22 protein-coding genes are annotated in these 26,502 nt (G+C 72.4%); 8 read left to right on the top strand and 14 right to left on the bottom strand.

Going from position 1 to position 26,502, the window contains the following annotated elements; translation table 11 throughout:
• Positions 1-44: 44 nt before the first annotated feature.
• On the bottom strand, positions 45-647 hold the full coding sequence (locus tag K1J60_RS10665; protein ID WP_220646001.1) for a TIGR03086 family metal-binding protein: 603 nt from the start codon (positions 645-647) through the stop codon (positions 45-47).
• Between the two features lie 155 nt (positions 648-802).
• Between K1J60_RS10665 and K1J60_RS10660 the strand changes: the two genes are divergently transcribed.
• The gene (locus tag K1J60_RS10660) at positions 803-1,681 is read left to right on the top strand and encodes a helix-turn-helix transcriptional regulator (RefSeq protein ID WP_220646000.1); all 879 of its coding nucleotides are present in this window, start codon (positions 803-805) and stop codon (positions 1,679-1,681) included.
• Between the two features lie 53 nt (positions 1,682-1,734).
• Here the strand turns inward: K1J60_RS10660 and K1J60_RS10655 are convergent, their stop codons facing one another.
• From K1J60_RS10655 to zapE, 6 genes are all read right to left on the bottom strand, one after another.
• Positions 1,735-3,099, bottom strand: a complete 1,365-nt coding sequence (locus tag K1J60_RS10655; protein WP_220651408.1) for a PhoX family protein — start codon at positions 3,097-3,099, stop codon at positions 1,735-1,737.
• A gap of 116 nt (positions 3,100-3,215) precedes the next feature.
• Positions 3,216-4,076 carry a slipin family protein gene (locus K1J60_RS10650; RefSeq protein WP_220645999.1) on the bottom strand — a complete coding sequence of 287 codons (861 nt, stop codon included), beginning with the start codon at positions 4,074-4,076 and terminating at the stop codon, positions 3,216-3,218.
• 217 nt (positions 4,077-4,293) lie between these two features.
• On the bottom strand, positions 4,294-5,814 hold the full coding sequence (locus K1J60_RS10645; RefSeq protein ID WP_220645998.1) for a SulP family inorganic anion transporter: 1,521 nt from the start codon (positions 5,812-5,814) through the stop codon (positions 4,294-4,296).
• Positions 5,815-5,834: 20 nt separating this feature from the next.
• Positions 5,835-6,413: a carbonic anhydrase gene (locus K1J60_RS10640; protein ID WP_220645997.1), complete on the bottom strand. Its 579-nt coding sequence runs from the start codon at positions 6,411-6,413 to the stop codon at positions 5,835-5,837.
• A 79-nt stretch (positions 6,414-6,492) separates the two neighbouring features.
• Positions 6,493-6,891 (bottom strand): hypothetical protein, encoded by a 399-nt coding sequence (locus K1J60_RS10635; protein ID WP_220645996.1) that lies wholly within the window; start codon positions 6,889-6,891, stop codon positions 6,493-6,495.
• Between the two features lie 235 nt (positions 6,892-7,126).
• Positions 7,127-8,272 carry a cell division protein ZapE gene (gene zapE / locus K1J60_RS10630; RefSeq protein WP_259407665.1) on the bottom strand — a complete coding sequence of 382 codons (1,146 nt, stop codon included), beginning with the start codon at positions 8,270-8,272 and terminating at the stop codon, positions 7,127-7,129.
• Between zapE and K1J60_RS10625 the strand changes: the two genes are divergently transcribed.
• The 5 genes from K1J60_RS10625 (at position 8,271) to K1J60_RS10605 (ending at position 13,177) form a co-directional block, all read left to right on the top strand.
• On the top strand, positions 8,271-9,179 hold the full coding sequence (locus tag K1J60_RS10625) for a pyrimidine reductase family protein (protein ID WP_259407664.1): 909 nt from the start codon (positions 8,271-8,273) through the stop codon (positions 9,177-9,179). The genes zapE and K1J60_RS10625 overlap by 2 nt on opposite strands.
• 121 nt (positions 9,180-9,300) lie before the next feature.
• Positions 9,301-9,756: an indole-3-glycerol phosphate synthase gene (locus K1J60_RS10620; protein ID WP_220645994.1), complete on the top strand. Its 456-nt coding sequence runs from the start codon at positions 9,301-9,303 to the stop codon at positions 9,754-9,756.
• 207 nt (positions 9,757-9,963) lie between these two features.
• The gene (gene murC / locus K1J60_RS10615) at positions 9,964-11,349 is read left to right on the top strand and encodes a UDP-N-acetylmuramate--L-alanine ligase (RefSeq protein WP_220645993.1); all 1,386 of its coding nucleotides are present in this window, start codon (positions 9,964-9,966) and stop codon (positions 11,347-11,349) included.
• Between the two features lie 13 nt (positions 11,350-11,362).
• Complete coding sequence (gene msrB / locus K1J60_RS10610; RefSeq protein WP_220645992.1) at positions 11,363-11,770, top strand: peptide-methionine (R)-S-oxide reductase MsrB; 408 nt, start codon at positions 11,363-11,365, stop codon at positions 11,768-11,770.
• Between the two features lie 159 nt (positions 11,771-11,929).
• Positions 11,930-13,177 (top strand): MAB_1171c family putative transporter, encoded by a 1,248-nt coding sequence (locus tag K1J60_RS10605; protein ID WP_259407663.1) that lies wholly within the window; start codon positions 11,930-11,932, stop codon positions 13,175-13,177.
• Between the two features lie 81 nt (positions 13,178-13,258).
• Here the strand turns inward: K1J60_RS10605 and K1J60_RS10600 are convergent, their stop codons facing one another.
• The 3 genes from K1J60_RS10600 to K1J60_RS10590 all read right to left on the bottom strand — a co-directional run bounded on the left by K1J60_RS10600 (position 13,259) and on the right by K1J60_RS10590 (position 16,726).
• Positions 13,259-14,692, bottom strand: coding sequence for an FAD-dependent oxidoreductase (locus tag K1J60_RS10600; RefSeq protein ID WP_220645991.1), 1,434 nt, complete (start codon positions 14,690-14,692; stop codon positions 13,259-13,261).
• A 215-nt stretch (positions 14,693-14,907) separates the two neighbouring features.
• Entirely contained in the window at positions 14,908-15,624 is a 717-nt protein-coding gene (locus K1J60_RS10595; protein ID WP_220651405.1) for an alpha/beta hydrolase, read from the bottom strand.
• 130 nt (positions 15,625-15,754) lie between these two features.
• Complete coding sequence (locus K1J60_RS10590; RefSeq protein WP_220645990.1) at positions 15,755-16,726, bottom strand: alpha/beta hydrolase; 972 nt, start codon at positions 16,724-16,726, stop codon at positions 15,755-15,757.
• Positions 16,727-17,033: 307 nt separating this feature from the next.
• On the opposite strand from K1J60_RS10590, the gene K1J60_RS10585 reads away from it, so the two are divergent.
• On the top strand, positions 17,034-17,708 hold the full coding sequence (locus tag K1J60_RS10585) for a hydrolase (RefSeq protein WP_220645989.1): 675 nt from the start codon (positions 17,034-17,036) through the stop codon (positions 17,706-17,708).
• Positions 17,709-17,784: 76 nt separating this feature from the next.
• On the opposite strand, the gene K1J60_RS10580 is transcribed toward K1J60_RS10585, so the two are convergent.
• From K1J60_RS10580 to K1J60_RS10570, 3 genes are all read right to left on the bottom strand, one after another.
• On the bottom strand, positions 17,785-18,720 hold the full coding sequence (locus K1J60_RS10580; protein WP_220645988.1) for a helix-turn-helix domain-containing protein: 936 nt from the start codon (positions 18,718-18,720) through the stop codon (positions 17,785-17,787).
• Positions 18,721-18,858: 138 nt separating this feature from the next.
• Positions 18,859-20,901 carry an AfsR/SARP family transcriptional regulator gene (locus tag K1J60_RS10575; RefSeq protein WP_259407662.1) on the bottom strand — a complete coding sequence of 681 codons (2,043 nt, stop codon included), beginning with the start codon at positions 20,899-20,901 and terminating at the stop codon, positions 18,859-18,861.
• A 56-nt stretch (positions 20,902-20,957) separates the two neighbouring features.
• Positions 20,958-24,014 (bottom strand): AfsR/SARP family transcriptional regulator, encoded by a 3,057-nt coding sequence (locus K1J60_RS10570; RefSeq protein ID WP_220645987.1) that lies wholly within the window; start codon positions 24,012-24,014, stop codon positions 20,958-20,960.
• Between the two features lie 423 nt (positions 24,015-24,437).
• On the opposite strand from K1J60_RS10570, the gene K1J60_RS10565 reads away from it, so the two are divergent.
• Complete coding sequence (locus K1J60_RS10565) at positions 24,438-25,805, top strand: hypothetical protein (protein WP_259407661.1); 1,368 nt, start codon at positions 24,438-24,440, stop codon at positions 25,803-25,805.
• 142 nt (positions 25,806-25,947) lie between these two features.
• Here K1J60_RS10565 and K1J60_RS10560 read toward each other — a convergent pair whose 3' ends face one another.
• Complete coding sequence (locus K1J60_RS10560; protein WP_259407660.1) at positions 25,948-26,403, bottom strand: GNAT family N-acetyltransferase; 456 nt, start codon at positions 26,401-26,403, stop codon at positions 25,948-25,950.
• Positions 26,404-26,502: the final 99 nt, after the last annotated feature.

Here is a 26,502-nt window from a genome sequence, read left to right as displayed (position 1 = left end):
CGGTGCCGTACATGCTCGCCACGCGCGTGACGGGGTGGCGGCACTCAAGAGACGCTCCGGAGGGGGTCGCGGCCGAGGTAACGCAGGAGGACCGCCACGTCGTCGTCGCCCTCGCCGGGGGACAGGGCGGCGGTGTACGCGCCGCGGGGGCGCAGCGGCTCGACGATCTCCCTGGCGACCTTGAGGAGGGGGCGGGCCAGTTCGGGCGTGAGCGGCGACGGCCGGCCCGTCGCCACGGCGATGTCCCAGGCGTGGACCGCCGCGTCCAGCCCGCACGCTGCCGAGCCGGACCACGGGGACAACTTGTGCGGCGGCGGCACGGGCACCTCGGCGGCGTCCCGGTCGACCCCCGCCCACGCCTTCGCCGCGCGTGCCAGGGCGTCCTCCAGGAACGCCGGCGGGTCCACCCCCTGCATGTCGCCCGATGGGGCGAACGGGTTGAAGCCGGGGCCGGGTTCGCCGGTCAGCGCGGCGGCGTAGCCGATCTGGTCGCCGACGGCGTGCTGGAATACCTGGGCGACGGTCCAGCGCGCGCAGGGCGTCGGCAGGTGCCAGCCGTCGGCGGGGACGGCGCGGACCGCCGTGCGCAGCGCTTCGTGGGAGGCGTCCAGGACGTCCCAACCGCTGGAGACCACGCCGTCGCTCATCGGAGAGCCCCCCTTCGTGGTGCCCGCACAGTGATGAAGGTGGTTGTTGTCATGCGTCCACTCTCGGCCCGTGGCGAGAGACCGGCCAGTGCTCTCCGCGACGGTAGGACAGCCAGTACCAGGCACGACGGCGGCCCGGCGGACACAATGGCCGAGTGGACGAGACCCTGGGCACGGCACTGCACCGCTGGCGCGACCGTCTTTCTCCCGCCGACGTCGGACTGACCTCACGGCCCGGACGACGTGCGGTGGGGCTGCGCCGCGAGGAACTGGCCGAACTCGCCGGTCTGTCCGTCGACTATGTGGTCCGCCTGGAACAGGGGCGCGCCAAGAGCCCTTCGGCACAGGTCGTCGCGAGCCTGGCCAGGGCACTGCAACTGCAGGCCATGGAACGCGATCACGCCTACCGGCTGGCCGGCCTCCTGCCGCCCCAGGAGGGGACGATCTCCACGCATGTTCCGGCCGGGGTCCAACGGATGCTGGCGCGCCTCGGGGAGTTCCCCGCGGGCGTGTTCAGCGCCGACTGGACCTTGCTGTCCTGGACCCCCGCATGGTCAGTCCTGATGGGCGACCCCAGCGCACGGACACACGACGAGCGCAACCTGGCACGGGCGGTCTTCGCCACAGGGCCCAGCCGGCTCGCGTCCTGGCCCGTGCTCCAGGACGACGACGCCCTGAAACCCGCCCTCGTCGCCGACCTGCGCACCGCTCTCATCGACTACCCCCGCGACCGCGGCCTTACCGACCTTGTGGAGGAACTGCGGGCCACCAGCGCGGAGTTCGCCCGCCTGTGGGACGAGGGCACGGTCGGCCCGCACGTCTCGGCCCGCAAGACCGTCGTCCACCCCCAGGTGGGCGAGGTGATCTGCGACTGCGACGTGCTCACCGTCCCGGGCTGCGACATCCGTCTCGTCGTCTACACGGTGGCCGCGGGTTCCACCGACGCGGAGAAACTGGAGTTCCTACGGGTCACCAACGGCGTCCGCGCCGACGGCCCCACGCCTCCGGGGCCCGGCCTGTTCTCCACGCCGTGACGGGCTGCCGGCCGGCCGGATCTCGTCCAGCGAGCAGCCCGCCGAAGGTGTCGTCAGCGACGCCACGGCCCCGTGACCGCGAAGGTCGTGCCCGGGGTGTAGCAGTTGACGTACATCGTGTCGCCGTCGGGGGAGAAGGTGACGCCCGCGAACTCGCCCCATTCCGGTTCCTCGGCGGTGCCGATGTTCTGGGCGTTGCGGGCCATGGCGTACACCTCGCCGCGGCGGGTGACGCCGTAGACGTGCTGGGCGCCGTTGCCGTCCTCGCAGACCATGAGGCCGCCGGAGGGGGCGAGGCAGATGTTGTCGGGGGATTCGCCGGGGAGTTGGAGGTCGGTGTCGGGGCCGAAGGCGATGACCAGGGTGAGGGTGCGGTGGTCGGGGTCGTAGCGCCAGATCTGGCCGTAGTGGTCGGCGGCCGAGCCCTCCGAGCTGCGGGCGAAGGAGGAGACGAAGTAGACGCAGCGGCCGCCCCAGTAGCAGCCTTCCAGTTTCTGCGCGTGGGTGATGCCCTGGGGGCCGAAGTCCTGGTGGCGGATGGGGGTCTGTGCTGCCAGGGGGTCGGGGACGTCGACCCATTCGATGCCCTCGAAGCAGGCGCCGGGCTCCTGGATGGGGGACAGGTCGGGTACGCCGGGGACGCGCATCGCCTGGAGGCGGCCGCCCGCGCGCAGTGAACCGAGGCCGCCCTTCGGCTTGTTGGGGAGGAAGCGGTAGAAGAGGCCGAAGGGCTGTTGGAAGGCGTCCTCCGTCTCGTAGACGACTCCCCGCTTCGGGTCCACCGCGATCGCCTCGTGCTGGAAGCGGCCCATCGCGGTGAGCGGTACGGCTCCCGAGCGCCGCGGGTCGGCCGCGTCGACCTCGAAGATGAAGCCGTGGTCCTTGGTGTAGCCGTTGGTGCCGGCCTTGTCCTCGTTCTCCTCGCAGGTCAGCCAGGTGCCCCAAGGGGTGGGCCCACCGGCGCAGTTGACCGCGGTGCCGGCGATGGCGACGCGTTCCGCGACGACCTTGCCCCGGGCGTCGAGCGTGAGGGACGTACAGCCGCCCTTGCCCATCGGGTCGTAGGTCAGGCCCTCGATGGTGGGGACCGGGATACGGCCGTTGTGGCGGTTCTCGTGGTTGCGGACGAGGTGCACACGGCCGTGTCTGCCGGGGAAGGCGGCCATGCCGTCGTGGTTGCTGGGGACCGGGCCCTCGCCCGAGCGGAGGGGGTCGCCCTCGCGGGAGAGGACCCGATAGCGGAAACCCTTCGGTAGATCGAGCAGGCCGTTCGGGTCGGGGATCAGGGGGCCGTAGCCGGAATGGCCGAGGGGGCTCTGCGCGGTGGCCGTGCCCACGAAGAGTTCGGAGAGGGCTCCGGTGAACGCGATACCTGCGATACCGGCGCCCGAGCGGGCGAGGGCCTGACGGCGGGTCACTGACACGGGGACAACCTTCCTGTTGGCGGACAGGATGTGACCCGCCTGTGTGTATCACGCGGTCAGCGCCGCGTGAACCACGCGCGTAGAGGTCGGACGAGGAGTCGTCGCCCGTGTCACTCGGTCGGAGGGGGTGGGAAGGGTGGGGCGGGAGGAGGCGAGGGGGGCTGCTGGGGGCGTGGGCGTGCGAGGTCAGGCGGGGGGCCCGGTGGGGGGCCCGCCTGGGATCGTTCCAGGAAGCGGAGGAGTTCCACCGGGAAGGGGAGGACGAGGGTGGAGTTCTTCTCGGCGGCCACCGCGACCACCGTCTGCAACAGGCGGAGTTGGAGGGCGGAGGGGGTGTCGGCCATCTCCTTCGCGGCCTCGGCGAGCTTCCTCGACGCCTGCAGCTCCGCGTCCGCGTTGATGATGCGGGCGCGGCGCTCGCGGTCGGCCTCGGCCTGGCGGGCCATGGAGCGCTTCATGGTGTCGGGGAGGGACACGTCCTTGATCTCGACCCGGTCGATGGTGACGCCCCACTCCACGGCGGGGCTGTCGATCATCAGCTCCAGGCCCTGGTTGAGCTTCTCGCGGTTGGAGAGGAGGTCGTCGAGATCGCTCTTGCCGATGATGGAGCGCAGGGAGGTCTGGGCCATCTGGGAGACGGCGAAGCGGTAGTCCTCGACCTGTACGACCGCGCTGGCCGCGTCGACGACCTTGAAGTAGACCACCGCGTCGACACGGACGGTGACGTTGTCGCGGGTGATGCCCTCCTGGGCCGGGACGGGCATCGTCACGATCTGCATGTTGACCTTGCGGATGTGGTCGATACCGGGGACGACCATGGTGAAGCCGGGTGTTCTGGGGGTGTCCAGCAGCCGGCCGAGGCGGAAGACCACGCCTCGTTCGTACTGCTTCACGACCCGGGCCGCGGCGGCGACGTAGACGACTGCGGCGGAGCCGATCGCCGCGGCGGTGATGACCAGCGTCTCGACCATGACGACCCCCTTGAGCCGTCCGCTTTCTGTGTGAATACCACGATATGCCGGAGGTGAGGGGTGGGGCGAGTGTCGGTTGCGGGGGTGGGGCGCTCGCCGGCGTTTGCAGGGTGCCGCCTGCGCCACGCTTGCAGGGTGTCGCCTGCGCCCACTGAAGCGAGCAAGAAGCCTGTGGTGCCCCGGTCTCCAAGCCGGGGCACCACAGGCCGTGGCTGGGTCAGGACGTGCCTGACGTCGCCTTCTCCGGCTCCGGGACCGTCATGCGTACCGGTTCCGTACCCGTCGTGCTGTGCCGGGCCGCCCAGTTCTCCAGGGCGGTGCGGCAGGCGTGGTCCAGGTGGTGGAGGCCGGTGAGGTGGAGTTCCACGGGGCGGTCCTGGGGGAGGGACTCCAGGTCGTCCAGGATCTTCGGCAGGCGCAGGAAGGTCGCGTTGCCGGAGAGGTAGGCCTGGACCGGCCCGGCGCCCTTGTCGATGACCTCCAGCTTGATGTGCGAGGCCTCCCAGGCGGTCTTGGCCACGGACAGGGCCAGACCGATCAGGACGCCCTCGAACATGTTGACCGCGACGATCGCCACGGCCGTGGCGACCAGGATCAGCGCCTCGCCCCGGTGGCTGCGCCACAGGGAGACGACCTCCCGGAAGGGGATCAGCTTCCAGCCCGCGTGGACGAGGATGCCGGCCAGGGCGGGGAGCGGAATCAGGGCGAGCGCACCCGGCAGCAGGGCCGCGAAGAGCAGCAGCCAGACGCCGTGCAGGACCCGGGAGGCCTTCGTCTTCGCGCCGGCCTGGAGGTTGGCGGAGCTACGAACGATCACCGCCGTCATCGGCAGCGCGCCCAGCAGCCCGCACACGGTGTTGCCGGCGCCCTGGGCCATCAGCTCCTTGTCGTACTCGGTGCGCGGACCGTCGTGCATCCGGTCCACGGCCGCCGCGCTGAACAGGCTCTCGGCGGAGGCGATGAGGGTGAAGGCGAGGATCGTGCCGAGCAGCGCCACGTCGGCGAGCTGGCCGAAGGCGTCCAGGCCGGGGGGCTGGATCACGTCCAGCAGGCCCTTCACCTCGACGTTCGCCACCGGGAGGCTGAAGGCCAGGGAGGCGCCGGTGGCCAGCAGGACCGCGGCGAGCGCGCCGGGAACCAGCTGGACCTTCTTCGGCAGGCGCTTCCACAGCACCATCACCGCGATGGTGCCCGCGCCGACCGCCAGCGAGGCGAGTGCGGTGGTGCTGCCGACGGCGTCGACGAAGGCGCCGGGCAGGCCCGCGATCTTGTCGATGCCCGAGGCGGGGGCCTTCAGACCGGCCGCCGCGTAGAGCTGGCCGGCGATGATCACCAGGCCGATGCCGGCGAGCATGCCCTCGACGACGGAGACGGATATGGCGCGGAACCAACGGCCCAGCTTCAGCGCGCCCATGGCGAGTTGGAGCAGACCGGCGGCGAGCACGATCACGCCGAGGGCGGGCAGCCCGAACTGGCGGACCGCCTCGAAGACCAGCACGGTCAGACCGGCCGCCGGGCCGGAGACCTGGAGGCTGCTGCCGGGCATCAGACCGGCGACGATACCGCCCACGATGCCGGTGACCAGGCCGAGTTCGGCCGGTACCCCCGAGGCGACGGCGACGCCGACGCACAGGGGGAGGGCGACCAGGAACACGACGAGCGAGGCGCCGAAGTCCTGTCGCAGATGGGGGAAGCGGGAGGGGGAGGACGGGGGCTGGGGAGAGGTCTTGGAGTTCATCTCGGACACCTGGCCGCCGGTCACAGGGTCTCGAACTTGTCGGTGTCCGCGCGGTGTTCGCGCACGGCACCCGTGTGGACCTCGTAGTACCAGCCGCGCAACCGCAGCCGTCCGTCCGCGAGGCGCTTCTCCACGCACGGGTAGGAGCGCAGGCGCAGCAGCTGGCTGAGGACGTGGTTCTGCACGCCGTCGGCGACCGTCGGGTCCTCGACCGCCCCTTGCGGGCGGGGGGTGGCGTTGGTCAGCCAGTCGCGGACGGCCGGTACGGCGTCCAGGTCGTCGCCGCGCACCAGGGCGCCCACGGCGCCGCAGTGCGAGTGTCCGCAGACCACGATGTCGGTGACGCCGAGGACCTCCACGGCGTACTCGATGGTGGCCGTCTCACCGGTGGGGCGGTCGGCGGCGTAGGGCGGGACGATGTTGCCCGCGGTGCGCAGTTCGAACAGCTCGCCGGGGCGGGCGCCCGTGATCAGGGCCGGGACGACCCGCGAGTCGGAGCAGGTGATGAACAGGACCTCGGGGGACTGGCCTTCGGCCAGCCTGGCGAACTCCTCAGGGCGCTGTCCGAACGTACGGGCGTTGTCGATGAGGGGCTGCATGATGTGGTGACTCCTCCTGGCGCGCCTCGTGGCGCGTCGGGCTTGCACGACAGAGTGGGGGGAACAGGCGCTCCGCGGCTCAGCAGCGGAAGACCTGGAGAACGGCCGGGGTGTGGGCCGTGAGAGGTCTCGACGCCCGGTGGTGCGGGGCCGAGGGCCGTTCGGGTGCGCTCGCGGCCGCCGGGTTCTCCCCCAGCGGCGGACGCGCGGGCGTCCCGGGAACGGTGTGGGTGGTGATGCGATGCCGGTCGCGTGTGCGGTGCGGACCGGTCGGGTCCTGTGAGGGTGCGCACATGCGGTGGGTGACCGCCGTGTCACGCAACGGCTTCGCGGTGAGGGTGTTTCCGGGCTCGGCTTTGGCCTTGACGTGACCAAGCGTGTGCGCGGCTGCGAAGGATGTCGTGGGAGTGAAGAACGCCAGGGTGAGCAGGACGGCGGCTAGGGCCGAAAAGACGGTCCGGGTCGTCGTACCTCGCAATATGAGCCTCCCCACTGGCAGTTCCGGGTGTCTCCCGCACGTCGACACTTGCTCGACTTGGTCAACCGATGGTCAACCACTGGTCAAGAAACACGTTAACCCTGCAAAGTTGTTTGCAGGGTTAACTTAACGTTGCGAGCTGAAGAGAGCCTGAAAAGCGAGGTCGAGTTGGCTGGAATCGGCCCTTGACCTGGGGGAGTTCTCCTGGGCGGCGCCACGCCCGGTGGCTGTGGGCTCAGTGCTCCACGAGTCGCTTGGCGTCGCGTGCGAGGGCGGTGAGGCGGGAGATGGCGCGGAAGTACTTCTTGCGGTAGCCGCCGTTCAGCATCTCCTCGCTGAACAGCCGGTCGAAGGGCAGCCCCGAGGCGAGCACGGGCACCTCGCGGTCGTACAGCCGGTCGGCGAGCACCACCAGCCGCAGCGCCGTGGACTGGTCCGGCACCGGCTCGACGCCCGTCAGACAGACCGCCTTGAGGCCGTCCGTCAGGGCGCCGTACCGGCTCGGGTGGACGCGCGCGAGGTGGGCCAGCAGATGCGGGAAGTCGTCGAGCGAGGCGCCCTCCGTGGCGTACGCCGCCTTGGTGACCTCCTCTTCGGAGTACGGCGCCGGAGCCTCGGGCAGACCGCGGTGGCGGTAGTCCTCGCCGTCGATCCGCAGGGCGCGGAAGTGGGCGGACAGGCCCTGGATCTCGCGCAGGAAGTCGGCCGCCGCGAACCGGCCCTCACCGAGCTTGCCCGGCAACGTGTTCGAGGTGGCGGCCAGTGCCACGCCCGCGTCGACCAGCTTGCCGAGCAGAGTCGACACCAAGACCGTGTCGCCCGGGTCGTCCAGCTCGAACTCGTCGATGCACAGCAGGCGGTGGCCGGAAAGGGTCTGGACCGTCTTCTGGAAACCGAGGGCGCCCACCAGGTTCGTCAGCTCCACGAAGGTGCCGAAGGCCTTGAGGGAGGGTTCGGCCGGGGTGGCGTGCCAGAGGGAGGCGAGGAGGTGCGTCTTGCCGACGCCGTACCCGCCGTCCAGGTAGACGCCGCGAGGGCCCGCCGGGACCTTGGGGGCCTTCGCCCGGCCGAAGCCGAGAAAGCCCCGCCGGCCGGCGCCGGTCGCGTGCGCGCCGCCGAGGCCCGCCGCGAAACCGCTCAGGACGCGGACGGCCTCGGTCTGGCTGGGCTGGTTCGGGTCCGGGATGTAGGTCTCGAAGCGCACCGAGTCGAAGCGGGGCGGCGGCACCATCTCGGCGACGAGCCGGTCCGCGGGGACATGGGGCTCGCGGGTGCACAGGGACGCGGGGGCCGCTTCGGGTATCGGACCGATTCCGGACACGGTGGCTGAGGACGACGACACGGTTACCGAGTCTAAGGGTCGTGCCACACTGCACGACATGCGACGCCTGTTCCCTGTGACCGAAGAGACAGCGGCCCGGACACCGGAAGCGACCGGTGGGGCGAGTGCGGCCGAGGTGTCGGCGGTGGGCGGGGGTGAGGGCCCGGCGGGGGCCCGGACACCGGGCGCGCGGGACGGCCGGTCCCCGGCGGCGGCCGGAAGGTCGGATCTCGTGGAGCGGGAGTGGAGTCTCGACGAACTGGCGGCGGCGTACGCGTACCCCGAGCCCGCGCCGGGCGGGCGGGAGCCGTGGCTGCGGGCCAACATGGTGTCCACCCTCGACGGCGCGGCCCAGCACGGTGGACGCTCACAGCCGATCTCCAGCGACGCAGACATGCGGATCTTCGGCACGCTGCGCGGGCTCGCGGACGTGGTGATCGTCGGCGCCGAGACGGTACGGCAGGAGGGGTACCGACCCGCACGTGCGCGTGAGGCGTTCGCGGAGGCGCGCCGGGCGGCCGGACAGACTCCCGCGCCGGCTGTCGCCGTGGTGAGCGCGAGTCTGGACCTCGACTTCTCGCTGCCGCTGTTCACCTCGCCGCTGACGCCCACGCTGCTGCTCACCGGGGCCGCCGCGGCCCCGGACCGGGTCGCCACCGCCGAGAAGGCGGGGGTCCGGGTGGTGGTCGCCGGGGACGGGATGGGCGTCGACCCCGCCCGCGCCGTACGGGCCCTCGCCGACCTGGGTCTCACCCGGCTGCTCACCGAGGGCGGCCCGCGCGTGTTGGGCCAGCTGATCGCCGCCGACGTCCTCGACGAACTCTGTCTGACCGTGTCGCCGATGCTCACGGCGGGGGACGCGCAGCGGATCGCCGGGGGACCCTCGGTGGCGGTGCCCAAGCGCTTCGCCCTGGCGTCGCTGCTGGAGGAGTCCGGGTTCCTGTTCGGTCGTTACCGTCGTACGTGAAAGCGGTCGGAATCTACAGTTCCGTTTAGCTTTCGCCGGGCACACTAGAACTCTGAGGAGTGAGGGCCCACGGGGCCCTCCGAGGAGAAGGGCGCCTGTGGTGTCGTTCACGAGCGTATTGATGATCGAGAAGGCTCTGACGTCCGCGGACGTCGAGTTCGTCACGACCCTGCACGGCGACGAGCGGGCCTCCTTCCACGTGCTGCTCCAGCCGCGCGGAAATCAGGCCGACCGGTTGCTGCGGGCCATCGACGACCTCGCCCTCGGGGAACTGGACGAGGCGGCGCGGGAGGGGGAGACGCCGGAGGGGGAGCAGGCGATGGACGCCGGGGAACGGGCTCTGGAGGTGTCCTTGCAGGCGTTGCGCGGGGCCGGGAGCACGGCCGAGGGGCGGCTCATCGAGGATCATCCCCTGGACGCGCTGAAGTCGATGGTGGAGGAGGTGGGGGCGGACGAGGTGCTGGTGCTGACCGATCCGCACTACGTGGAGGAGTTCTTCCACCGGGACTGGGCCTCCCGGGCCCGGCACAAGGTGGGGGTGCCGGTGTTGAAGCTGTTCTCGCACGCGCGGGTCTGAGAGCGACCTGGCGCCGTAGGGGTCCTGTGTCCTGTGGCCTGTCGGCCGCCGGTCCGTCGTGGCTTGTCGCGCGGTTCCCCGCGCTCCTGAGAGGCGGCTGCGCCGCCCTCCGGGCCACGGGCCCTGGCCCGTGGCCGTAGGCAATAGGGTGGGGGCGCGCCTGCTCGGGGCGTGGATCGTCTTCGTACCGTCGCTTGGAGAACACGCATGGCACCCGGACTGCCTACCGCCATGGAACGGCCGCACTTCATCGGGATCGGTGGGGCCGGGATGTCGGGGATCGCGAAGATCCTCGCGCAGCGGGGGGCCAAGGTCGCCGGTAGCGACGCCAAGGAGTCGGAGACGGCCGAGGCCCTGCGGGCGCTCGGGGCGACCGTGCACATCGGGCACGCCGCCGAGCACCTCGCGGACGACGCGACCGCCGTGGTCGTCTCGTCTGCCATCCGGGCCGACAACCCCGAGCTCGCCCGCGCCGCCGAACTCGGTATCCCCGTCGTCCACCGGTCGGACGCGCTCGCCCGGCTGATGGACGGGCTGCGGCCGATCGCGGTCGCCGGCACGCACGGCAAGACCACGACGACGTCCATGCTGGCGGTGTCGCTGGGCGAGCTGGGGCTGCGGCCGTCGTACGCCATCGGCGGGGATCTCGACGTACCCGGGTCGAACGCGGACCACGGCGACGGCGACGTCTTCGTCGCCGAGGCGGACGAGAGCGACCGCAGCTTCCACAAGTACGCGCCCGAGGTGGCGATCGTCCTCAACGTGGAACTGGACCACCACGCCAACTACGCGTCCATGGACGAGATCTACGAGTCCTTCGAGACGTTCGCGGGGAAGATCGTGCCCGGCGGCACGCTGGTGATCTCCGCCGACCACGAGGGCGCGCGTGAGCTGACCTCCCGGCTGTCCGGCGTGCGGACCGTGACGTACGGCGAGCGCGAGGACGCCGACGTACGCGTGCTGTCGGTCGTGGCCCAGGGGCTGAAGAGCGAGGTCACGGTTCTGCTGGACGGGCAGGAGATGACGTTCACCGTGTCCGTCCCCGGACGGCACTACGCGCACAACGCCGTCGCCGCGCTGGCGGCCGGTGTCGCGCTCGGCGTGCCGGCGGCGGAGCTGGCGCCGGCACTGGCGGCGTACACCGGGGTGAAGCGACGGCTGCAGCTCAAGGGCGAGGCCGCCGGGGTGCAGGTCATCGACTCCTACGCGCACCACCCGACCGAGATGACGGCCGACCTGGAGGCCATGCGGGCCGCCGCCGGGGACGCGCGGATCCTGGTGGTCTTCCAGCCGCACCTGTTCTCCCGCACCCAGGAGCTGGGCACCGAGATGGGGCAGTCCCTGGCCCTGGCGGACGCGTCGGTCGTCCTCGACATCTACCCGGCCCGCGAGGACCCGATCCCGGGGATCACCAGCGAGCTGATCATCGACGCGGCCCGGTCCGCGGGCGCGGACGTCACCGCCCTGCACGACAAGGCCGCGGTGCCCGCCGCGATCGCGGGAATGGCGAGGCCCGGCGATCTCGTTCTCACCATGGGCGCGGGTGACGTGACGGACCTGGGCCCGCAGATCCTGGACCGTCTTTCGAGCTGAGGGGCTGAGGCTCATGTCGTACGACGTCGAGAAGCCGGACGAGCAGTGGCGGGCGGAGCTGACACCGGCCGAGTACGCCGTACTGCGGCAGGCCGGCACGGAGCCCGCGTTCGTCGGCGAGTACACCGACACCAAGACCAAGGGTGTCTACTCCTGCCGCGCCTGCGGTGCCGAACTCTTCACCTCCGACACGAAGTTCGAGTCGCACTGCGGCTGGCCGTCCTTCTACGACCCGAAGGACAGTGACGCGGTGGAGCTGCTCGCCGACCGGTCGCACGGGATGGTACGCACGGAGGTGCGGTGCGCGCGGTGCGGCTCGCACCTCGGGCACGTCTTCGAGGGCGAGGGGTACGCCACCCCGACCGACCAGCGGTACTGCATCAACAGCATCTCGCTGACGCTGACCGCCGACGAGGGCTGATCGCCGACAAGGGCTGACCGCCGACATCGGCTGATCGCCGGCCGTCGACATCCCTTCACCTGTCGTCGCACATACGCCCGTTGTCGGGGTTGACTGCGTGACTACTGTGTGAAGGGTGTTGACGCGAGAGGTCTCTCGGACCGAGCCGGGGGGCCTGACGTGAACGGACTGGTCTACTTTCTGGCGGCCGCCGCCCTGTGGACCGGCTTCGCCGCCCAACTGCCCGGACTGTGGCGCGAGCGGCGTGATCCCCTGAAGCGTGCGCTCTGCGCCGTGATCTTCCTGGCAGGCTTCTGTTTCGCCCTCGGCGCCCCGCCCACCGTCGGCTTCGTCAACCGTGCCGTCGGCGTGCCCAACGCCGCCGCGTGCGTCACCTACGGTGCGGTGAACGCCTTCTCCGCCGCCTCGCTCGTGCTGATCGTCCACTGGCGCGGTGCCGACGACCCCGCCCGGCTGCGACGCGTCTCCCGCCGATGGCTGCTCGCGTACGCCGTGATCATCGCGGCGCAGACGGCGCTCTTCGCCGTCGGGGACGCGCCCGTCGAGCGCCTCACCGACTTCGACACCTACTACGCGGACACGCCGTTCATCCGCGAGATGATCGTCCTCTATCTGGTGGCCCACATGGCGGCCGCCCTCACCACCACGATCCTGTGCTGGCGCTGGACCCTGCAGATCAGCGGCTGGACACGGCGGGCACTGGCCGTGCTGGCCGTCGGGTGGCTGTGCACCAGCACGTACGGCGTCCTGAAGGTGGTGGCCGTCGCCGGCCGCTGGACCGGGCAGCACTGGGACCCGCTGAGCACCCGGCTGGCTCCGATGCTGGTCACCGTCGGCGCGGTCCTCACCTCGGCCGGCTATGTCCTGCCGCTGCTCGGGCCGCGCATCGACAGCCTGGTCGCCTTCCTGCGGCTCGGGCCGCTCTTCCGGCTCGTCGGCTCCCGGGGCGCCGGCCGCATCAGACGGAACGCGCTGCTGTCCTGGCGTTCCCTCGGCGACGTCGAGCTGCGGCTGACGCACCGGACGACAGCCATACGGGACGGACTGCGGGACGTGTCCGTCCACTTCGACGAGGCGGTCCGTGACCGTGCCTACCGGCAGGCCCTCTCGCTCGGCTCCAGTGCCGGCGAGGCCGAGGCCATCGGGGACGCGGCGATGGTGGCCGTCGCCGTGATGTCCGGCACGCGGGAGCCGGTCGGGGGGCCGCGTCAGGGGGTCCTGGACACTGCCGCCCTGGACAGTGCCGCCCTGGACGCCCTCGTGGGGCTCGGCGGTGGCTGTGCGGGGCCCGCGGCCGAGGGGCAGGGGCTGGACACCGGGCAGCCGTCGTTGATCCGGATGTCGCGGGCGGTGCGGGCGGGGGTCGTGGAGGGGGCGGTGCGCGCGGAGCGCGCGAAGAGCCGGTAGGTGTGGCGTTGCCCTCCGCGGGTCCGGTGGGGGCTTGTCGCGGCCACGCGGCGAGCCGCCTATCGATACAGCCCCGCCCCCTTAAGAGGCGGGGGTGTCGAGGCCGCTCAGGATGTTCCGTTCCTCCGGGGTGAGCGGGGGGCCCGACAGGGGCGGGAGGAACGGGCCCAGGGCCGTGGACAGGAGCAGGGCTGGGTGGAGCAGGTGGAGGGCGTCCGCCTGGAGGGTGGTCACCCCGCACATCGCGGCGGAGACACGGTACGAGCCCGTGGCCACGCGGGACATCCGGCCGGTGTAGGCGGACAGCAGACGGTCGGCGAGCGTGGGGGACTTGCCCCGCACCCCGGGGAACCACTGGTCCTGGCCGACCGACATGGTCCACGCCGCGTGCACCACCTTCGCCGCGGCCCGCTGCACCCGCCGGGCCAGACCGGGCGCGCCGATGCCGGCCCGGTCCAGCTCCCGGCTCAGCTCGCGCGCGCCCAGCGCGGCCACCGACATGCCCTGCCCGTAGACCGGGTTGTAGGTGGCGACGGCGTCCCCGAGCGCCACCAGCCCCTCGGGCCACCGCTCGGACGTCTCGAAGTAGCGGCGCTTGTTGCGCGTGCTGCGGCTGAGGGTCACCTCGGTCAGGGGTTCGGCGCCGGCGATCAGCCGACCCACGAGGGGGTGGCGCAGGCCGAGGGCGAAGGGGACGAAGTCCTCGGGCGAGCCGGTCGGTTCGCCGCCCCGGGTACCGGCGAGGCTGACCAGCCAGCGGTCGCCCTCGATCGGGAGGAGGAGCCCCGAACGGCCGGGCCGACCGCTCTTCGGGTCCGCCGTCACCTGCGCCGGAGGGAAGTTCTCCGCCCCGACGGGGGTGCGGTAGAGGCGGGTCGCGTAGACCAGCCCGGAGTCGACCACGTCCTTGCGGATGCCGGTGATGCCGAGGTCCGCGAGCCAGTGCTCGACGCGGGTGCCACGCCCGCTCGCGTCGACGACCAGGTCCGCGCGCAGACGCTCCTCGGCGGCCCCCGCGCTTGAGCCCGCGCCCCCCTCCGCGTCGGTGGTGAGCCGGACGCCGGTGACCCGCTCGGCGGTGCCGAGGAGGCCGGTGGCCGAGGCGCGGCGGATCCTGACGCGGGTGGTGCTCGCGAGGACGGAGTCCCGTACGGTCCGGTCGATCAGGTCGCGGCTGCCGATGAGCAGGGGGTAGGCGTCGTGATGGCGTGAGCGGCGGTACCAGCCCTGCGGGCCCAGGGTGACCAGGCCGGAGGTGAGGCCGCGTTCCCGGGCGCCCGCCGCCAGCAGGCGCCCCCGCACCTCGCCGCCCGGCACGAGTTCGTCGATGGCGTCGCGGCCGCTGGGCAGGAGGATGTGGGCGTGGCGGCCCTGCGGGAGCCCTCTGCGCGGTCGGGGTTCGTCCGGAAGGTCGTCACGTTCCAGCACGATCACCTCGTCGACGGACCGGGCCAGGGCCGCGGCGGCGAGCATGCCGGCCATACTCGCCCCGATGACGACCGCGGTACGCGGCATGGATCCCCCTTGCGTTCGCCTGCGTGCGCCTGTGCGCCTGTGCGCCTGTGCGCCTGTGATCGACGGAAGTCCTCACCGTACATTCAGCTGTCCGAGGGCACGGGAAGATCAGGACAACGGTGCTCTGTACAAGGGGAGTTGACGTGCGCGGTGGGAGGGACGGGCGGAGGGCCCGCCCGGTGTCCCTGGGCGGGCCCTCGTTCGTCTGCCGCTGGTCAGGTGGTGGCTCGTACCGCTTCCTGGATCACCGTCGCGACCTCCTTGGGGCGGGAGACCGCCACGGCGTGGGAGGCGCCCTCGACTTCGGTGACGGTGGCGCCGGCACGCTTGGCGCCGAAGCGCTGGACGTCGGGGTTGATGGCCTGGTCCGAGTCGGCGACGACCGCCCAGGAGGGCTTGGTCCGCCATGCGGCCGTGCGGGCCGTCTCCGTGAACACCGAGGCGGCGAGCGGACGTTGGGAGACGGCGAGGACCTCGGTGACCTCCGCCGGGACATCGGCGGCGAAGATGCCGGGGAAGGCCTCCGGCTTGATGGTGACCTCCACGGCGGGGTCCGCGCCCTCGACGGGGTACGTCCACTCGTCGAGGTTGGCGACCAGCGGGGACAGCGGGAAGCGGCCCTGCAACTCGCCCAGGCTCTCGTCCTGTTCGGGGACGTACGCGGCGACGTAGACCAGGCCGACGACGTTCTCGGCGGCGCCCGCCACGGTGATGATCGCGCCGCCGTAGGAGTGGCCGACGAGGACGACGGGGCCGTCGATCTGGGCCGCCGCCGACGCGACGTACGCGGCGTCGGAGGCGAGACCGCGCAGCGGGTTCGGCAGCGCGCGGACCGGGATGTCCTGGCCGCGCAGCTCCTCGACGACGCCGGCCCAGCTGGACGCGTCGGCGAAGGCTCCGTGCACGAGGAGGACGGTGGGGGTGGGGGACATGGTGGCGAGTTGCTCCGTTCTGTTCTGTGGCACCGTCGCACCGTGGGACGTGTGCCGGATGACCGCGGCTCTCTGCGGCTCTCGGCGGCCGGTGCGGCGGTCGCCGTGCGGTGTCAGTTGCCGTGCGGTGTCAGCTGCCGTGCAGGGTCGTGCGCAGGGTGGTCGTGGCCAGGGTGATCGCGGCCTCGGCGGCGTGGGTCTCGCGCAGGGCGTTCAGCATGACGAAGTCGTGGATGACGCCCTGGAAGCGCACGGCCGTCACCGCCACACCGGCCTCACGCAGCTTGTTCGCGTACGCCTCGCCCTCGTCGCGCAGGACGTCGGCCTCGCCGGTGATCACGAGGGCCGGGGGCAGGTCCCTGAGCTGGTCGACGTCGGCCCGCAGCGGGGACGCGGTGATCTGGGCGCGCTCGGCCTCGTCGGTCGTGTACTGGTCCCAGAACCACCGCATGCCGTCGCGGCGCAGGAAGTAGCCCGTGGCGAATTGGTGGTAGGAGCCGGTGTCGAAGCTCGCGTCCGTCACCGGGTAGAACAGCACCTGATGGACCAGCGGGACGTCACCGCGCTGCTTGGCCATCAGGGTCAGCGCGGCGGTCATGTTGCCGCCGACCGAGTCACCGGCGACCGCCAGCCGGGCCCCGTCCAGGTCCTTGGACGCGCCCTGCTCGACGACCCATTTCGCGACCGCGTAGTTCTGCTCGATGGCGACCGGGTAGCGGGCCTCGGGGGAGAGATCGTACTCGGGGAAGACCACGGCGGCCCGCGCGCCGACGGCCAGCTCGCGCACCAGCCGGTCATGGGTGTGCGCGTTGCCGAACACCCAGCCCGCGCCGTGGATGTAGAGGATCACGGGCAGGACGCCCTCGGCCCCGGCGGGCCGGACGATCCGCGCCCGGACACTGCCCGTCGGACCGCCGGAGACGGTGATCCACTCCTCGTCGATCTCCGGCTTCGCGATCTCGCCGGACTGCACCTCGTCGACCGCCTTACGGCCTTCCGCGGGCGGCAGTTCGAAGAGGAAGGGCGGGTTGGCGGTGGCTTCGGCGAAGGCGGCGGCCGCCGGTTCCAGGACCGGGCGGGTCGGCTCGGAGGTGTCGGACATGTGGTTCTCCCGATGGGTCGTGACGTCGTGCGGGCGGCGCCCGGTCCCATGTGCCGGGCGGGCGGCGTCCTGTTCGGTGGGCCGCGCGGGCGGCGCCACGGCCAGCACGCTAGGCCCGGAGCGGGCCGCCGCATTGCCCACCAGCGCACCGAAGTCGGTCCGGGAGCGCACGACATGGGGGACGTGTGTTCCCCGTGCGCTGTGAGGACGAACGCGGTGCGCGGCCGGACCAGAGGGGGACGTCCGGTCCGCCTAGCTTTCCGGCATCGCCGGCGATCCGTGTCGGCGGACGCCCCATCGGAAAGGCATGCCCGTGGTCAACATCGACATCGACGCCGTCACCGCCACTCCCGGCCCCGACCTGCTCACCCCCGACAACTGCGCGGTCCTGTTCGTGGACCACCAGCCGCAGATGTTCTTCGGCACCGGCAGCGGTGACCGCACCGCGATCATCAACGCGACCGTGGGGCTGGCCAAGGCCGCCAAGGTCTTCGACGTGCCGGTGGTCCTCAGCACGGTGGCCGCCGAGTCCTTCTCCGGCCCGCTCCTGCCGCAGCTCGCGGATGTCTTCCCCGAACGGAAGACCGTCGACCGTACGACGATGAACGCCTGGGAGGACGTCGCCTTCGTCGAGGCGGTGAAGGCGACCGGCCGCACGAAGCTCGTCATCGCCGGCCTGTGGACCGAGGTGTGCGTCGTCCTGCCCGCCCTGTCCGCACTCGCCCAGGGCTATGAGGTCTACGTCGTCACCGACGCGTCCGGCGGCGTCAGCCCGCAGGCCCACGAGCACGCCGTGCAGCGGATGATCCAGGCCGGCGCCGTACCGGTCACCTGGGTGCAGGTGCTCCTGGAGTTCCAGCGGGACTGGGCCCGCACGGAGACGTACGGACCCACCACCGAGGTGGTCAAGGAACACGGCGGCGCCTATGGCCTCGGGATCGTCTACGCCCAGGCTGTCATCGGCGAGCACGCGGCGGGCTGAGAGACCGTCGGTTCCGTCGGCGCGGGCGGGGCGGGCCTGGCCCCTCGCCCGCGAGGTCCTGTGCCGGCGGCCGGGGCTACCGGTGGTGAAGTGGTGTGCCCCGGCCGCCCGTCGGGCCCTGCCCCGCCGAGTCCCGCCACTCGCTCGGCGACATGCCGTACGCCGCCCGGAACACCCGGCTGAAGTGGGTCGCGCTGAGGAAGCCCCAGCGGCCGGCGACCGAGGCGATGGTCCGACGGTTGCGGACGCCGAGCACCAGGTCGCGCCGGCACTCCTCCAGCCGACGGCGCTGGACCCAGCGGCCCACGGACGTCCCCTCGTCCTGGAAGAGCCTGTGCAGATAGCGCACCGAGATGTGGTGGGCTCCCGCGATCACCTCGGGTGACAGGTCCGCGTCGGCCAGATGCTCGTCGATGTACCGCAGGACACGCGCCATCAGCGGCGAGCGGCCGACCGGTGAGTCCGTCGGGTCGGCGCCCGGCGTACCGGTCCGGGCCCGCCCCAGCTGCTCCGCGGCGAGCGTGGCCAACAGGTTCACGGCGTTCCGGGCGAGCATCTCGCCCACCGGGGGCTCCGCGGAGATCGCCGAGACCGCCGTGTCGGCCAGCTCGGACAGGAACGGCGACAGCAGGGTCCCCAGCCGGGAGGACCGGGCGACCGGGTTCGCGACGACCCGCCGTAGGTCGTCGCCGCCGTCCTCCAGCCCCAGTTCCTCGCGCGGGACCAGGAAGACCTTGAGACGGCAGTGCTCGGGGAAGTCCAGTAACGGCGGATGGTTCGCGTCGTAGAAACAGATGTCCCCCGGCTGGAGCGAGAGATCGGGGAGCCGCCCGGCGGACGGGGCGGGGGTCCCGCGCACCCCCACGAACAGATACGCGCCCCCGGCCCGTCCGGTCAGCCGGTAGGCCCCGGTGCCCGGCCGTCCCCCGCCGGGCAACTCAGCGGGGTTCCCGCCGAGGACGGCGATGCGGAGACCCGCCGGCGCGATGGTGCCGATGTCGGACCTGGTCATCTGTCTTTACCTCCAAGGCCGTTCGAGCACACCGTTCGAGCAGACCGTTCAAGCAGACCGTTCAAGCACTGCACCCGGAGCCTAGGAAGGGAGATGTGAAAAAAGAGTGACCGTGAAGTGACGGTGGTCGACGCGGGGCTAAGCGTCGGCCGTTCCCGGGTCGGGGTCGGCCAGGCGACGACGGGCGGTACGGCGGTCCTCGGGGGAGTCGTGCGTACCGGTCAACTCGGCGGCGAGGGCGCGCAGCAGCTCGTGCTGGACGTAGCGGCCGGGCGTGTGCTCCATGACGAGGTGCGCGTCGGCGAGGCCGTCGAGCACCTGCCGGGCGCGCCGGACGGGGAGTTGGGCAAGGGCCGCGGCCGTCTCGGCGTCCAGGTCGGGGCCGGGGTGCAGGGACAGCAGACGGAACAGCCGGGCGTGCTCCGGCGGAAGGCGGCGGTAGGAGCGGGTGAGGACGGCGCGGAGGTCGGGTGTGCCGCCGGGCGCGGCGAACGCGTCGAGCCCGCGGCGGGAGTGCCGCAGCTCGGCGGCGAGAGCGTCGAGGGCCGCGAGAGCCGCGAGGGGGCGGGAGGGGTGGTGGGCGGCACGGGCCGCGATGATCGCCAGAGCCAGGGGCAGCCGACCACACCGGCTGACGATCTCTTCGATGGGTTCGATCTGGTGGATGGGTTCGGTGGGTTCGGTGGGTCCGGTGGATTCGGTGGGTCCGTTGGGTCCGGTGGGTTCGACCCGCTTGAGCGGTTCGGGTGGCCCGGTCGGCGGGCCGGCGTGGGTGAGGTGGGCCGTCAGTGTGGTCCGGGCGTCCGCCGTAGACGGTAGGTCCAGGCGGAGGGGATGGGCGCCCGCCGCGACGAGGCCGGACAGGCCGTTGCGGCTGGTGACCAGGGTCAGCGAGCCGGGCGACGCGGGCAGCAGTGGACGTACCTGTTCGGTGTCGGCCGCGTCGTCCAGCACCAGCAGCAGTCGTCGGCCGACCAGCAGGCTCCGGTACAGCCCGGTGAGCGAGTCCGTGCCGCCCTGCAGACGCGCGGGCGGCACCCCGAGCGCGGTGAGGAGCGCGCGCAGTGCCGCGTCCGGCTCCAGGGGGGCCTCCACCGGGTCGAACCCCTTCAGCCCGACGTGGAGTTGGCCGTCGGGGAATCGCTCGGCGACCCCGTGCGCCCAGTGCACCGCCAGTGCCGTTTTGCCGATCCCGGGCATTCCGCTGATCAGCACGGTGGCCGGTGCCCCTCCGGAAGGGCCGACCGTGTCCGTGATCTCCGCCAGGCGACGGAGTTCACCTCCTCTGCCGACGAAGACGGGCACACAGGGGGGCAGTCGGGTGAGCGGGACGGCGGGGGGCGCGACCGCCGGTCCGGTTGCCGCGCCCGGGGGCTCCTCCGGCAGGTCGGCCGAACGGATGGGCAGGGAAACCGGCTGTGAGGTCGACCGCAGCGGAGTCCACTCCTGGCGGAGCACCCTGGTGTGGGCCGTGGTCAGGTCCGTCCCCGGTGTCACGCCCAACTCCGCGGCCAGCAGCCGTCGTACGCGCTCGTACGCGGCCAGCGCCTCCGCCTGGAGGCCGGTCGCGGCCAGGGCCATGACGAGGGCCGCGTGCAACGACTCGTCCAGGGGGTCGAGTTCGAGGGCCTGGCGCAGTCGGGGCAGCACCTGCTCGCTCCTCCCGCAGAGGAGCGCCGCGTCGGCGGCCATCCTGGTCGTACGGAGCAACTCGCGTTCCACTTCGCCGAACACGGCGTGCTCCCGGACGGCGGCGGGGATCCCTCTCGCCACCGGCCCCCGCCACTCGCCCAGCGCGTCGACGAAGCAGCGTGTCGCCGCCTCGGACCGCCCGGTGGCGGCGGCCCGCTTGCCCCGCTTGGTGAGCGCGCGGAAACGCAGCAGGTCGACCTCGTCCTCGTCGGCGTCCAGCAGGTACCCTCCGTCGCGGCGCGGCAGCCGCTGTCCGGGGGCCCGGGGCGGCAGCCCGGGTTCGAGCAGCCGCCGCAGCGAACCCGCGTACCGGCGCACCACGTTCATCGCGCTCGCCGGCGCCCGTTCCGGCCACAGCACGTCGACGACGTCACCCGACGGCACCACGCGGCCCGCCCGTACGACCAACAGCGCGAGCAGGGCCCGCTGTTGCGGGAAACCGAGGTCGAGATCCTCCCCGCCCCGACGCACCCGGAGCGGCCCCAGCACGTCGAAACTCAGCTCCTCCCCCCGCTGGACGGGGGGTCCGTGTCGAACGGCGTCGGTCACGCGTATCGCTCGCTCGCGGTGAGCAGGGCCCGGACCTGCTCGGCGTCCGGGTGGCCGAGGGTGATGAGGAGGGTGAGGGCCTGCTGCCGGACCTCGACGGCGCTGTCGTGGTCGCTCATCGCGGCATGCGTGTCGCCGATGTGGACGAGGGTGCAGGCCTCCAGGTAGGGAACGCCCAGCTCCCGATAGAGGGCGAGCGCGTTGCCGTAGCCGAGAAGGGCGTTCGGATGGCGCCCGAGGTGGTGGTGGGCGTACGCGATGGTGTGCCAGGTGGAGGCCTCGCCGTAACGGTCGCCGAACTCCTGGAGCAGGGCCAGGGCCTGCTGGCAGTGGCTCAGGGCCTCCTGGTACTCGCCGAGCAGCGCGTGGTACCAGCCGACGGAGTTGAGCACGCTGGCGTACGCGGCGCGGCGACCGCTGTCCCGGAAGAGTTCCATGGCCAGCCGGTTGTGGCGGAGGGCGCCGGGCAGGTCCCCCTCCTGGTCGTGGGTCCAGCCGAGGCTGCGATGGGTGTCGGCCCGCCCGACGGTGTCGCCCGACTCGGTGAAGAGCGACAGCGCGCGGTTCAGGCGGAGACGGGCCGACCCGTGCAGACCGAGCCGGCTCTCGGCCCGGGCCAGCGCCCGCAGGCCCCTGGCCTCCCACACGGGATCGGCCGTCCGGAGCGCCGCGTCGAGCGCGATCCGTTGGACGGTCGTCCAGTCGTGCCAGTGCCCTCGCCGGTCGAAGAACGGCTCCAGCGACCAGGCGAGCAGACAGGCCACCCGGTCGTGGCCGGACCGGGCCGCCGCCCCGACGACGGCGAGCAGCACCGGATACTCGGCGGTGAGCCAGGCCAGCGCCCGCGGGTGGTCGGCCGGCCGTTCGGCGAGGACGCCGGGCGGGAGCGGACCCGGCGGCACCGGGTCCGCGTGCGGGGCGAGGAGGGGCTCGGCGGCGTGCGCGGTGTGCAGGTAGTGCGCGAACAGCCGCTCGACGGCCGCGTCCCGCGCGCTCTCCGGGTGCTGTTCCTCCAGCAGTTCGGCCGCGTGGGCGCGCAGCAGGTCGTGCAGGGCGTACCGGCCGGGCGCGGGCTCGCCCACGAGGTGGACGTCGGACAGTTCGGCGAGGAGCGACCGTGCGCGGCGCGGGGACAGACGGGCGAGCGACGCCGTCGCCGCCACGGAGAAGTCCGGGCCGGGATGCAGCGCGAGCAGCGGGAAGAGGAGCGCCGCCTCGGCCGACACGGCCCCCAGTGACCAGGAGAACACCGCCCCGACGTTCGCGGCCGCGTCCGTCCGGCTGAACGCGTCCAGACTGCCGTGCGCCGCGCGCAGCTCCGCCGCGATCGCCGACAACGGGAAGTCCGGGTGCGTGGCTGCCCGCGCCGCGACACAGGCCAGCGCCAGCGGCAGGCCCCCGCACAGTGTCGCGATCTCCGCCACCGCCCGCGCCTCGCCCGCGAGCCGGCCGGCTCCCAGTCTGCGTTCGAGGAACGACCGTGCCTGCGCCGCGTCCAGCGGGCGCAACGCCAGCGTGTGCGCGCCGTGCGCGGAGACCAGGCCCGACAGTTGGTTGCGGCTCGTCACGATGGTCAGACAGCCGGGCGCCCCCGGCAGCAACGGCCGCACCTGCTCGGTGTCCCGCGCGTTGTCCAGCAGCACCAGGAACCGCCGTCCCGCCAACAGGCTGCGGTACAGCGCGGCCTGGGCGTCGACACCGTGGGGCACCCGTTCCGGCGGTACGCCCAGCGCATCGAGGAAGATTCGCACGGCTTCTCCCGCCTCCATCACCCCACCCGAGGGCGCGAACCCCCTGAGGTTGACGTACAGCTGCCCGTCCGGGAACCGGTGCGCGACCCGATGGGCCCAGTGCACGGCCAGCGTGGTCTTCCCGATGCCGGCCATCCCCCCGATGGCGCCGATCACGACGGTGCCGACGGGGTGCGCGGGGCCTCCATCGGTACCGCTGTGGCTGTCGTCGTCGGCACGGCTGTCGTCGCCGGTACCGCTGTGGCTGTCGTCGCCGGGGCCGCTGTCGTCGTGGCCGGTGAGGAGTGCCAAGACCTGGTCCAGCTCGGCGCGACGACCGGTGAACGTGGGCAGATCGTGAGGCAGTTGGGCGGGGACGGCGGTCGGTGCGGTCGGTGGGGTCGGGGGCTGGGGTGCGGCGGAGGCCGAGGTCGAGGACGGAGAGCCGGTGATGCCGTCGTCGGCCCCGGAAGCAGCGCCGCTCGGCGAACCGGCGCCATGCAGAACGGCGTTGCCCTGACCGCCCTGGTCCCGCACCTCCACGTCCGGCCCGGCGCCGCGCAGCACGGCGTGGTGGGCGTCGCGGAGTTCCGGTCCCGGATCGATGCCCAACTCGTCGGCGAGCCTCGCGCGGGCGGCTCGGTAGGTGTCCAGTGCCCGCGCCTCGTACCCGGTGGCGGCGAGAGTGCGAACGAGCCGGGCCAGCAGAGGTTCGTCCAGCGGTTCGTCGTGCGCGGCCTCCTGGAGCAGGGGGAGTACGGCGGCGGGGGTGCCGGCCCGGAGCGCCGCGTCGGCCGCTTCCCGTACGGCCGCCGTCCGTTCACGGTCGACGGCCGCGAACCCGGCGCGCTCCCGCACATCGGCGGGGAGCCCGGCCCCGGCCGGCCCCCGCCACAGTGCCAGGGCCTCGGTGAGAAGCTCCACGACCCGTGCCGTCGGCTCGTGCGTGTCACCGGCGATCCGACGGGCCTCGTCCCGCAGCCGACGGAACCGCAGCAGATCGAGGGAGTCGTCGTCGACCAGGAGCCGGTACCCGCCGGCGTCCCGTATCAGCCACCGTCCGGCGGCACGGTTGGGCAGGCCCGGCTCCAACAGCCGCCGCAGCGACCCCACATGACGTCGGACCACGTTCACCGCGCTGTCCGGCGGCCGCCCGCCCCACAGCACGTCGACGATCTCGCTCACCGTCACCGGCTGCCCCGCCCGCACCAGCAACAGCCCCAGCAGCGCCCTCTCCTGCGGACGCCCCGGCGCCGGTTCCACCCCCGCCCGCTCCACGCGGACCGACCCCAGAACCGCGAACCGCACCGGCTCCAGCGCCAACTGCCCCTCCTGATATCTCGTATCTCGTATCTTCCTCGCGCCCCCTGACCATACGTGAGGTCGCGAGTTACCCAGAGTTACGCGTGCGTCCTGGCCCCTGACGCGGCTATGGGCGGGACTGAGGGCAGGGCTGCGGGTGAGGTGGCGCGGGACGGCCCGGCACGGGCGCGTCGGACGAAGTGGGCCCCTCCCTCCCCTTGACGCCCGTGGAAAGCGCTTGCCACACTCGCGGCCCGCCATAGGAATCGCCTGTCGCCGCACCGCCGTACCGCCCGGTGCCGTACGCGGCCGCGCCACTCCAGGTCATCGGCCCGCCGAACTCCTCGACCGGGGACAACGCGGTCGAAATGCGTTCGACGAGGAGGGCGCGGTGGACGGTGGACACATGACAGGCGGGCCGAACCCCCCACAGGAGAAGCCGAAATGGGACGCAGAGCCGCAGCCCAGCGCACGAGCACAGTCGAGGACGGAGCCCTCACGCCGACCGCGACACCCACCACGCCCACCCCTCCCCCCACCTCCACCCCTCCCGCCACCTCCACCCCTTCCCCCACCTCTCCGACCCCCCGCCGCTCTCGAACCGGAACCCGCACCCGCACCCGCACCCGCACCCGCACCCGCGCCCTCGTCACCGCCGCCTGCGCCACCGCCCTGCTCACCGGCGCCGCCGCGTTGACCGCCCCCGCGAACCCGGCTCCGGAACTGGCCGCGGCACCGGTCGCCGCCGAGGCGCAGCTCGCGGCGTGCGGCGAGGGCTCGTACCAGGCGGAGGCCGTGCTCAGCGGCAGTACCTGGACCGCCCGGCGCGGCAGTACGGTCACGTACACCGGAACCGACATGCGCGCGGCGATGCAGGCCGCCGTCAACAGCCTCACCTCCGGGCGGACCTCGAAGGAACGCGTCGTCGTGCGCGGCTCCGGGTCCATCGCCGCGGGCTCCCGGGTCTCGCTGCCGAGCTACACCGTGCTCGACGTGTGCGGCACGATCAACGTCACCGGCACGGGCTCGGGCGACCAGGCGCCGGTCTACTCCCGGGGCACCCGTGACATCGAGGTCCAGCACCTCAACCTCACCGGCACCCCGCTGTACGGGATCTTCCTGCGCAACGTCCAGAACGTCGTCCTCGGCCAGCTCGACATGCGTCTCTCGCGCGGGCTCGGCGTCCGGATCGACAACCGGGGCGACACCAGCCAGTGGACGCGCAACGTCAGGATCGACAACGTGTACGTGTCCGGAGCGAGCAGTCACGCGGTCGAGACGTACGGTGTCGACGGGCTCACCGTGGGCACGGTGACCGCTCGCAACGTGGGCGAGTCCGGACTGCTCCTCAACCAGACGATCAACGCCACGGTCACCAAGGTCGACGCGGACGGCGCGGGCGCCGGCACCGGCTACGCGGCCTTCCGCATGGCCAACCGCAACGGCCGTGTGGGCAGCGCCTATCCGACCAACATCCGGGTCGGCGAGGTGATCGCGCGCGGCGGCGGACGCGGCGTCTTCTGTGTCTCCGAGAGCGGCGGCGCCGTCATCGACCGGATCAACCTCACCAACACCGGCAACAACGCGATCCTGATCGAGAACTGCCACAACGTGAATCTCGCCGCCCAGAGCGGCACGGTCTCCGGCGGTGGTGAGATCCGGCTCGCGGCACGGTCGGAGTTCGCCAACAACCGTGACATCACCGTCCAGAACCTGACGGTCACCAACTCGTCCATCAGGGAGAGCCCCTGCGGCGAGAACACCACCTTCCGCAACAACCGCCTGGTCAACAGCGCCCAGACCATCTGCTGACCGGTCCCACCGCAGGGCGCGCCCGGCACCCGCTCCCGGGCGCGCCCGTCCCGCCGTTCCACGCCGACCGCATCCCGAGGGAGGACACGACGGAGGACACAAAGGAGGACACGAGGGACGACGCGAGGGACGGCGCAAGCGATCAGGGCGCCGCCGCATAGCACCGGACGGCGACCTTCTGGTCCGGGCCCCACCGCTGCTCGACCGTGGCCAGCAAACGCCAGCCGAGCCGTTCGTACAGGGCCGCCGCCGCGGTGTCGGACGCCACCACGTCGAGTACCGGATGCAGTCCGCGCCGCCGCGCCTCGGAGACCGCCCGGGCCAGGAGCGTCGCCCCGAGCCCCAGGCCGCGGGCCGACGGGGCGACGAAGAGGCGGCTGACCACGGCGGTCTCGTCGACCCCCACCCCCGCCCGGGCGCTCCACAGTCCGGGCGCGGCGTCCGTCTCGTCGCTCCGGGACAGTCCGACGTGACCGGCGATCCGGCCGTCGTGTTCCACCACCCAGGCGGCGACGAGCGAGGGCGGCGACAGCCACTCGTCGGGCCGGTCGGGCCAGTTCACCGGATAGTCGTCGTGTTCGTGGACCGCCGCGAGCACGCGGACACAGTCCCCGAGGTCGCGACCGGTCCGAGGCCTGACACTCCGAGCGGTGTCCTCACCGGACGCGTTCTGACCGCATGCGTTCTCGCTCTTCAC

Origin of the sequence: Streptomyces akebiae (assembly GCF_019599145.1) — a bacterium.
In the GTDB taxonomy this organism is placed as follows: domain Bacteria; phylum Actinomycetota; class Actinomycetes; order Streptomycetales; family Streptomycetaceae; genus Streptomyces; species Streptomyces akebiae.
The sequence above is the reverse complement of the archived record's forward strand: the minus strand, read 5'-3'. Positions and strand labels throughout refer to the sequence as shown.

Excerpts from the sequence above, each read along its gene's own strand:
- K1J60_RS10665 (WP_220646001.1), bottom strand. The coding sequence starts at position 647 with ATGAGCGACGGCGTGGTCTCCAGCGGTTGGGACGTCCTGGACGCCTCC.
- K1J60_RS10650 (WP_220645999.1), bottom strand. The coding sequence starts at position 4,076 with ATGGTCGAGACGCTGGTCATCACCGCCGCGGCGATCGGCTCCGCCGCA.
- K1J60_RS10645 (WP_220645998.1), bottom strand. The coding sequence starts at position 5,814 with ATGAACTCCAAGACCTCTCCCCAGCCCCCGTCCTCCCCCTCCCGCTTC.
- K1J60_RS10640 (WP_220645997.1), bottom strand. The coding sequence starts at position 6,413 with ATGCAGCCCCTCATCGACAACGCCCGTACGTTCGGACAGCGCCCTGAG.
- K1J60_RS10625 (WP_259407664.1), top strand. The coding sequence starts at position 8,271 with ATGCGACGCCTGTTCCCTGTGACCGAAGAGACAGCGGCCCGGACACCG.
- zapE (WP_259407665.1), bottom strand. The coding sequence starts at position 8,272 with ATGTCGTGCAGTGTGGCACGACCCTTAGACTCGGTAACCGTGTCGTCG.
- K1J60_RS10620 (WP_220645994.1), top strand. The coding sequence starts at position 9,301 with ATGATCGAGAAGGCTCTGACGTCCGCGGACGTCGAGTTCGTCACGACC.
- murC (WP_220645993.1), top strand. The coding sequence starts at position 9,964 with ATGGCACCCGGACTGCCTACCGCCATGGAACGGCCGCACTTCATCGGG.
- msrB (WP_220645992.1), top strand. The coding sequence starts at position 11,363 with ATGTCGTACGACGTCGAGAAGCCGGACGAGCAGTGGCGGGCGGAGCTG.
- K1J60_RS10600 (WP_220645991.1), bottom strand. The coding sequence starts at position 14,692 with ATGCCGCGTACCGCGGTCGTCATCGGGGCGAGTATGGCCGGCATGCTC.
- K1J60_RS10595 (WP_220651405.1), bottom strand. The coding sequence starts at position 15,624 with ATGTCCCCCACCCCCACCGTCCTCCTCGTGCACGGAGCCTTCGCCGAC.
- K1J60_RS10590 (WP_220645990.1), bottom strand. The coding sequence starts at position 16,726 with ATGTCCGACACCTCCGAGCCGACCCGCCCGGTCCTGGAACCGGCGGCC.
- K1J60_RS10585 (WP_220645989.1), top strand. The coding sequence starts at position 17,034 with ATGCCCGTGGTCAACATCGACATCGACGCCGTCACCGCCACTCCCGGC.
- K1J60_RS10580 (WP_220645988.1), bottom strand. The coding sequence starts at position 18,720 with ATGACCAGGTCCGACATCGGCACCATCGCGCCGGCGGGTCTCCGCATC.
- K1J60_RS10565 (WP_259407661.1), top strand. The coding sequence starts at position 24,438 with ATGGGACGCAGAGCCGCAGCCCAGCGCACGAGCACAGTCGAGGACGGA.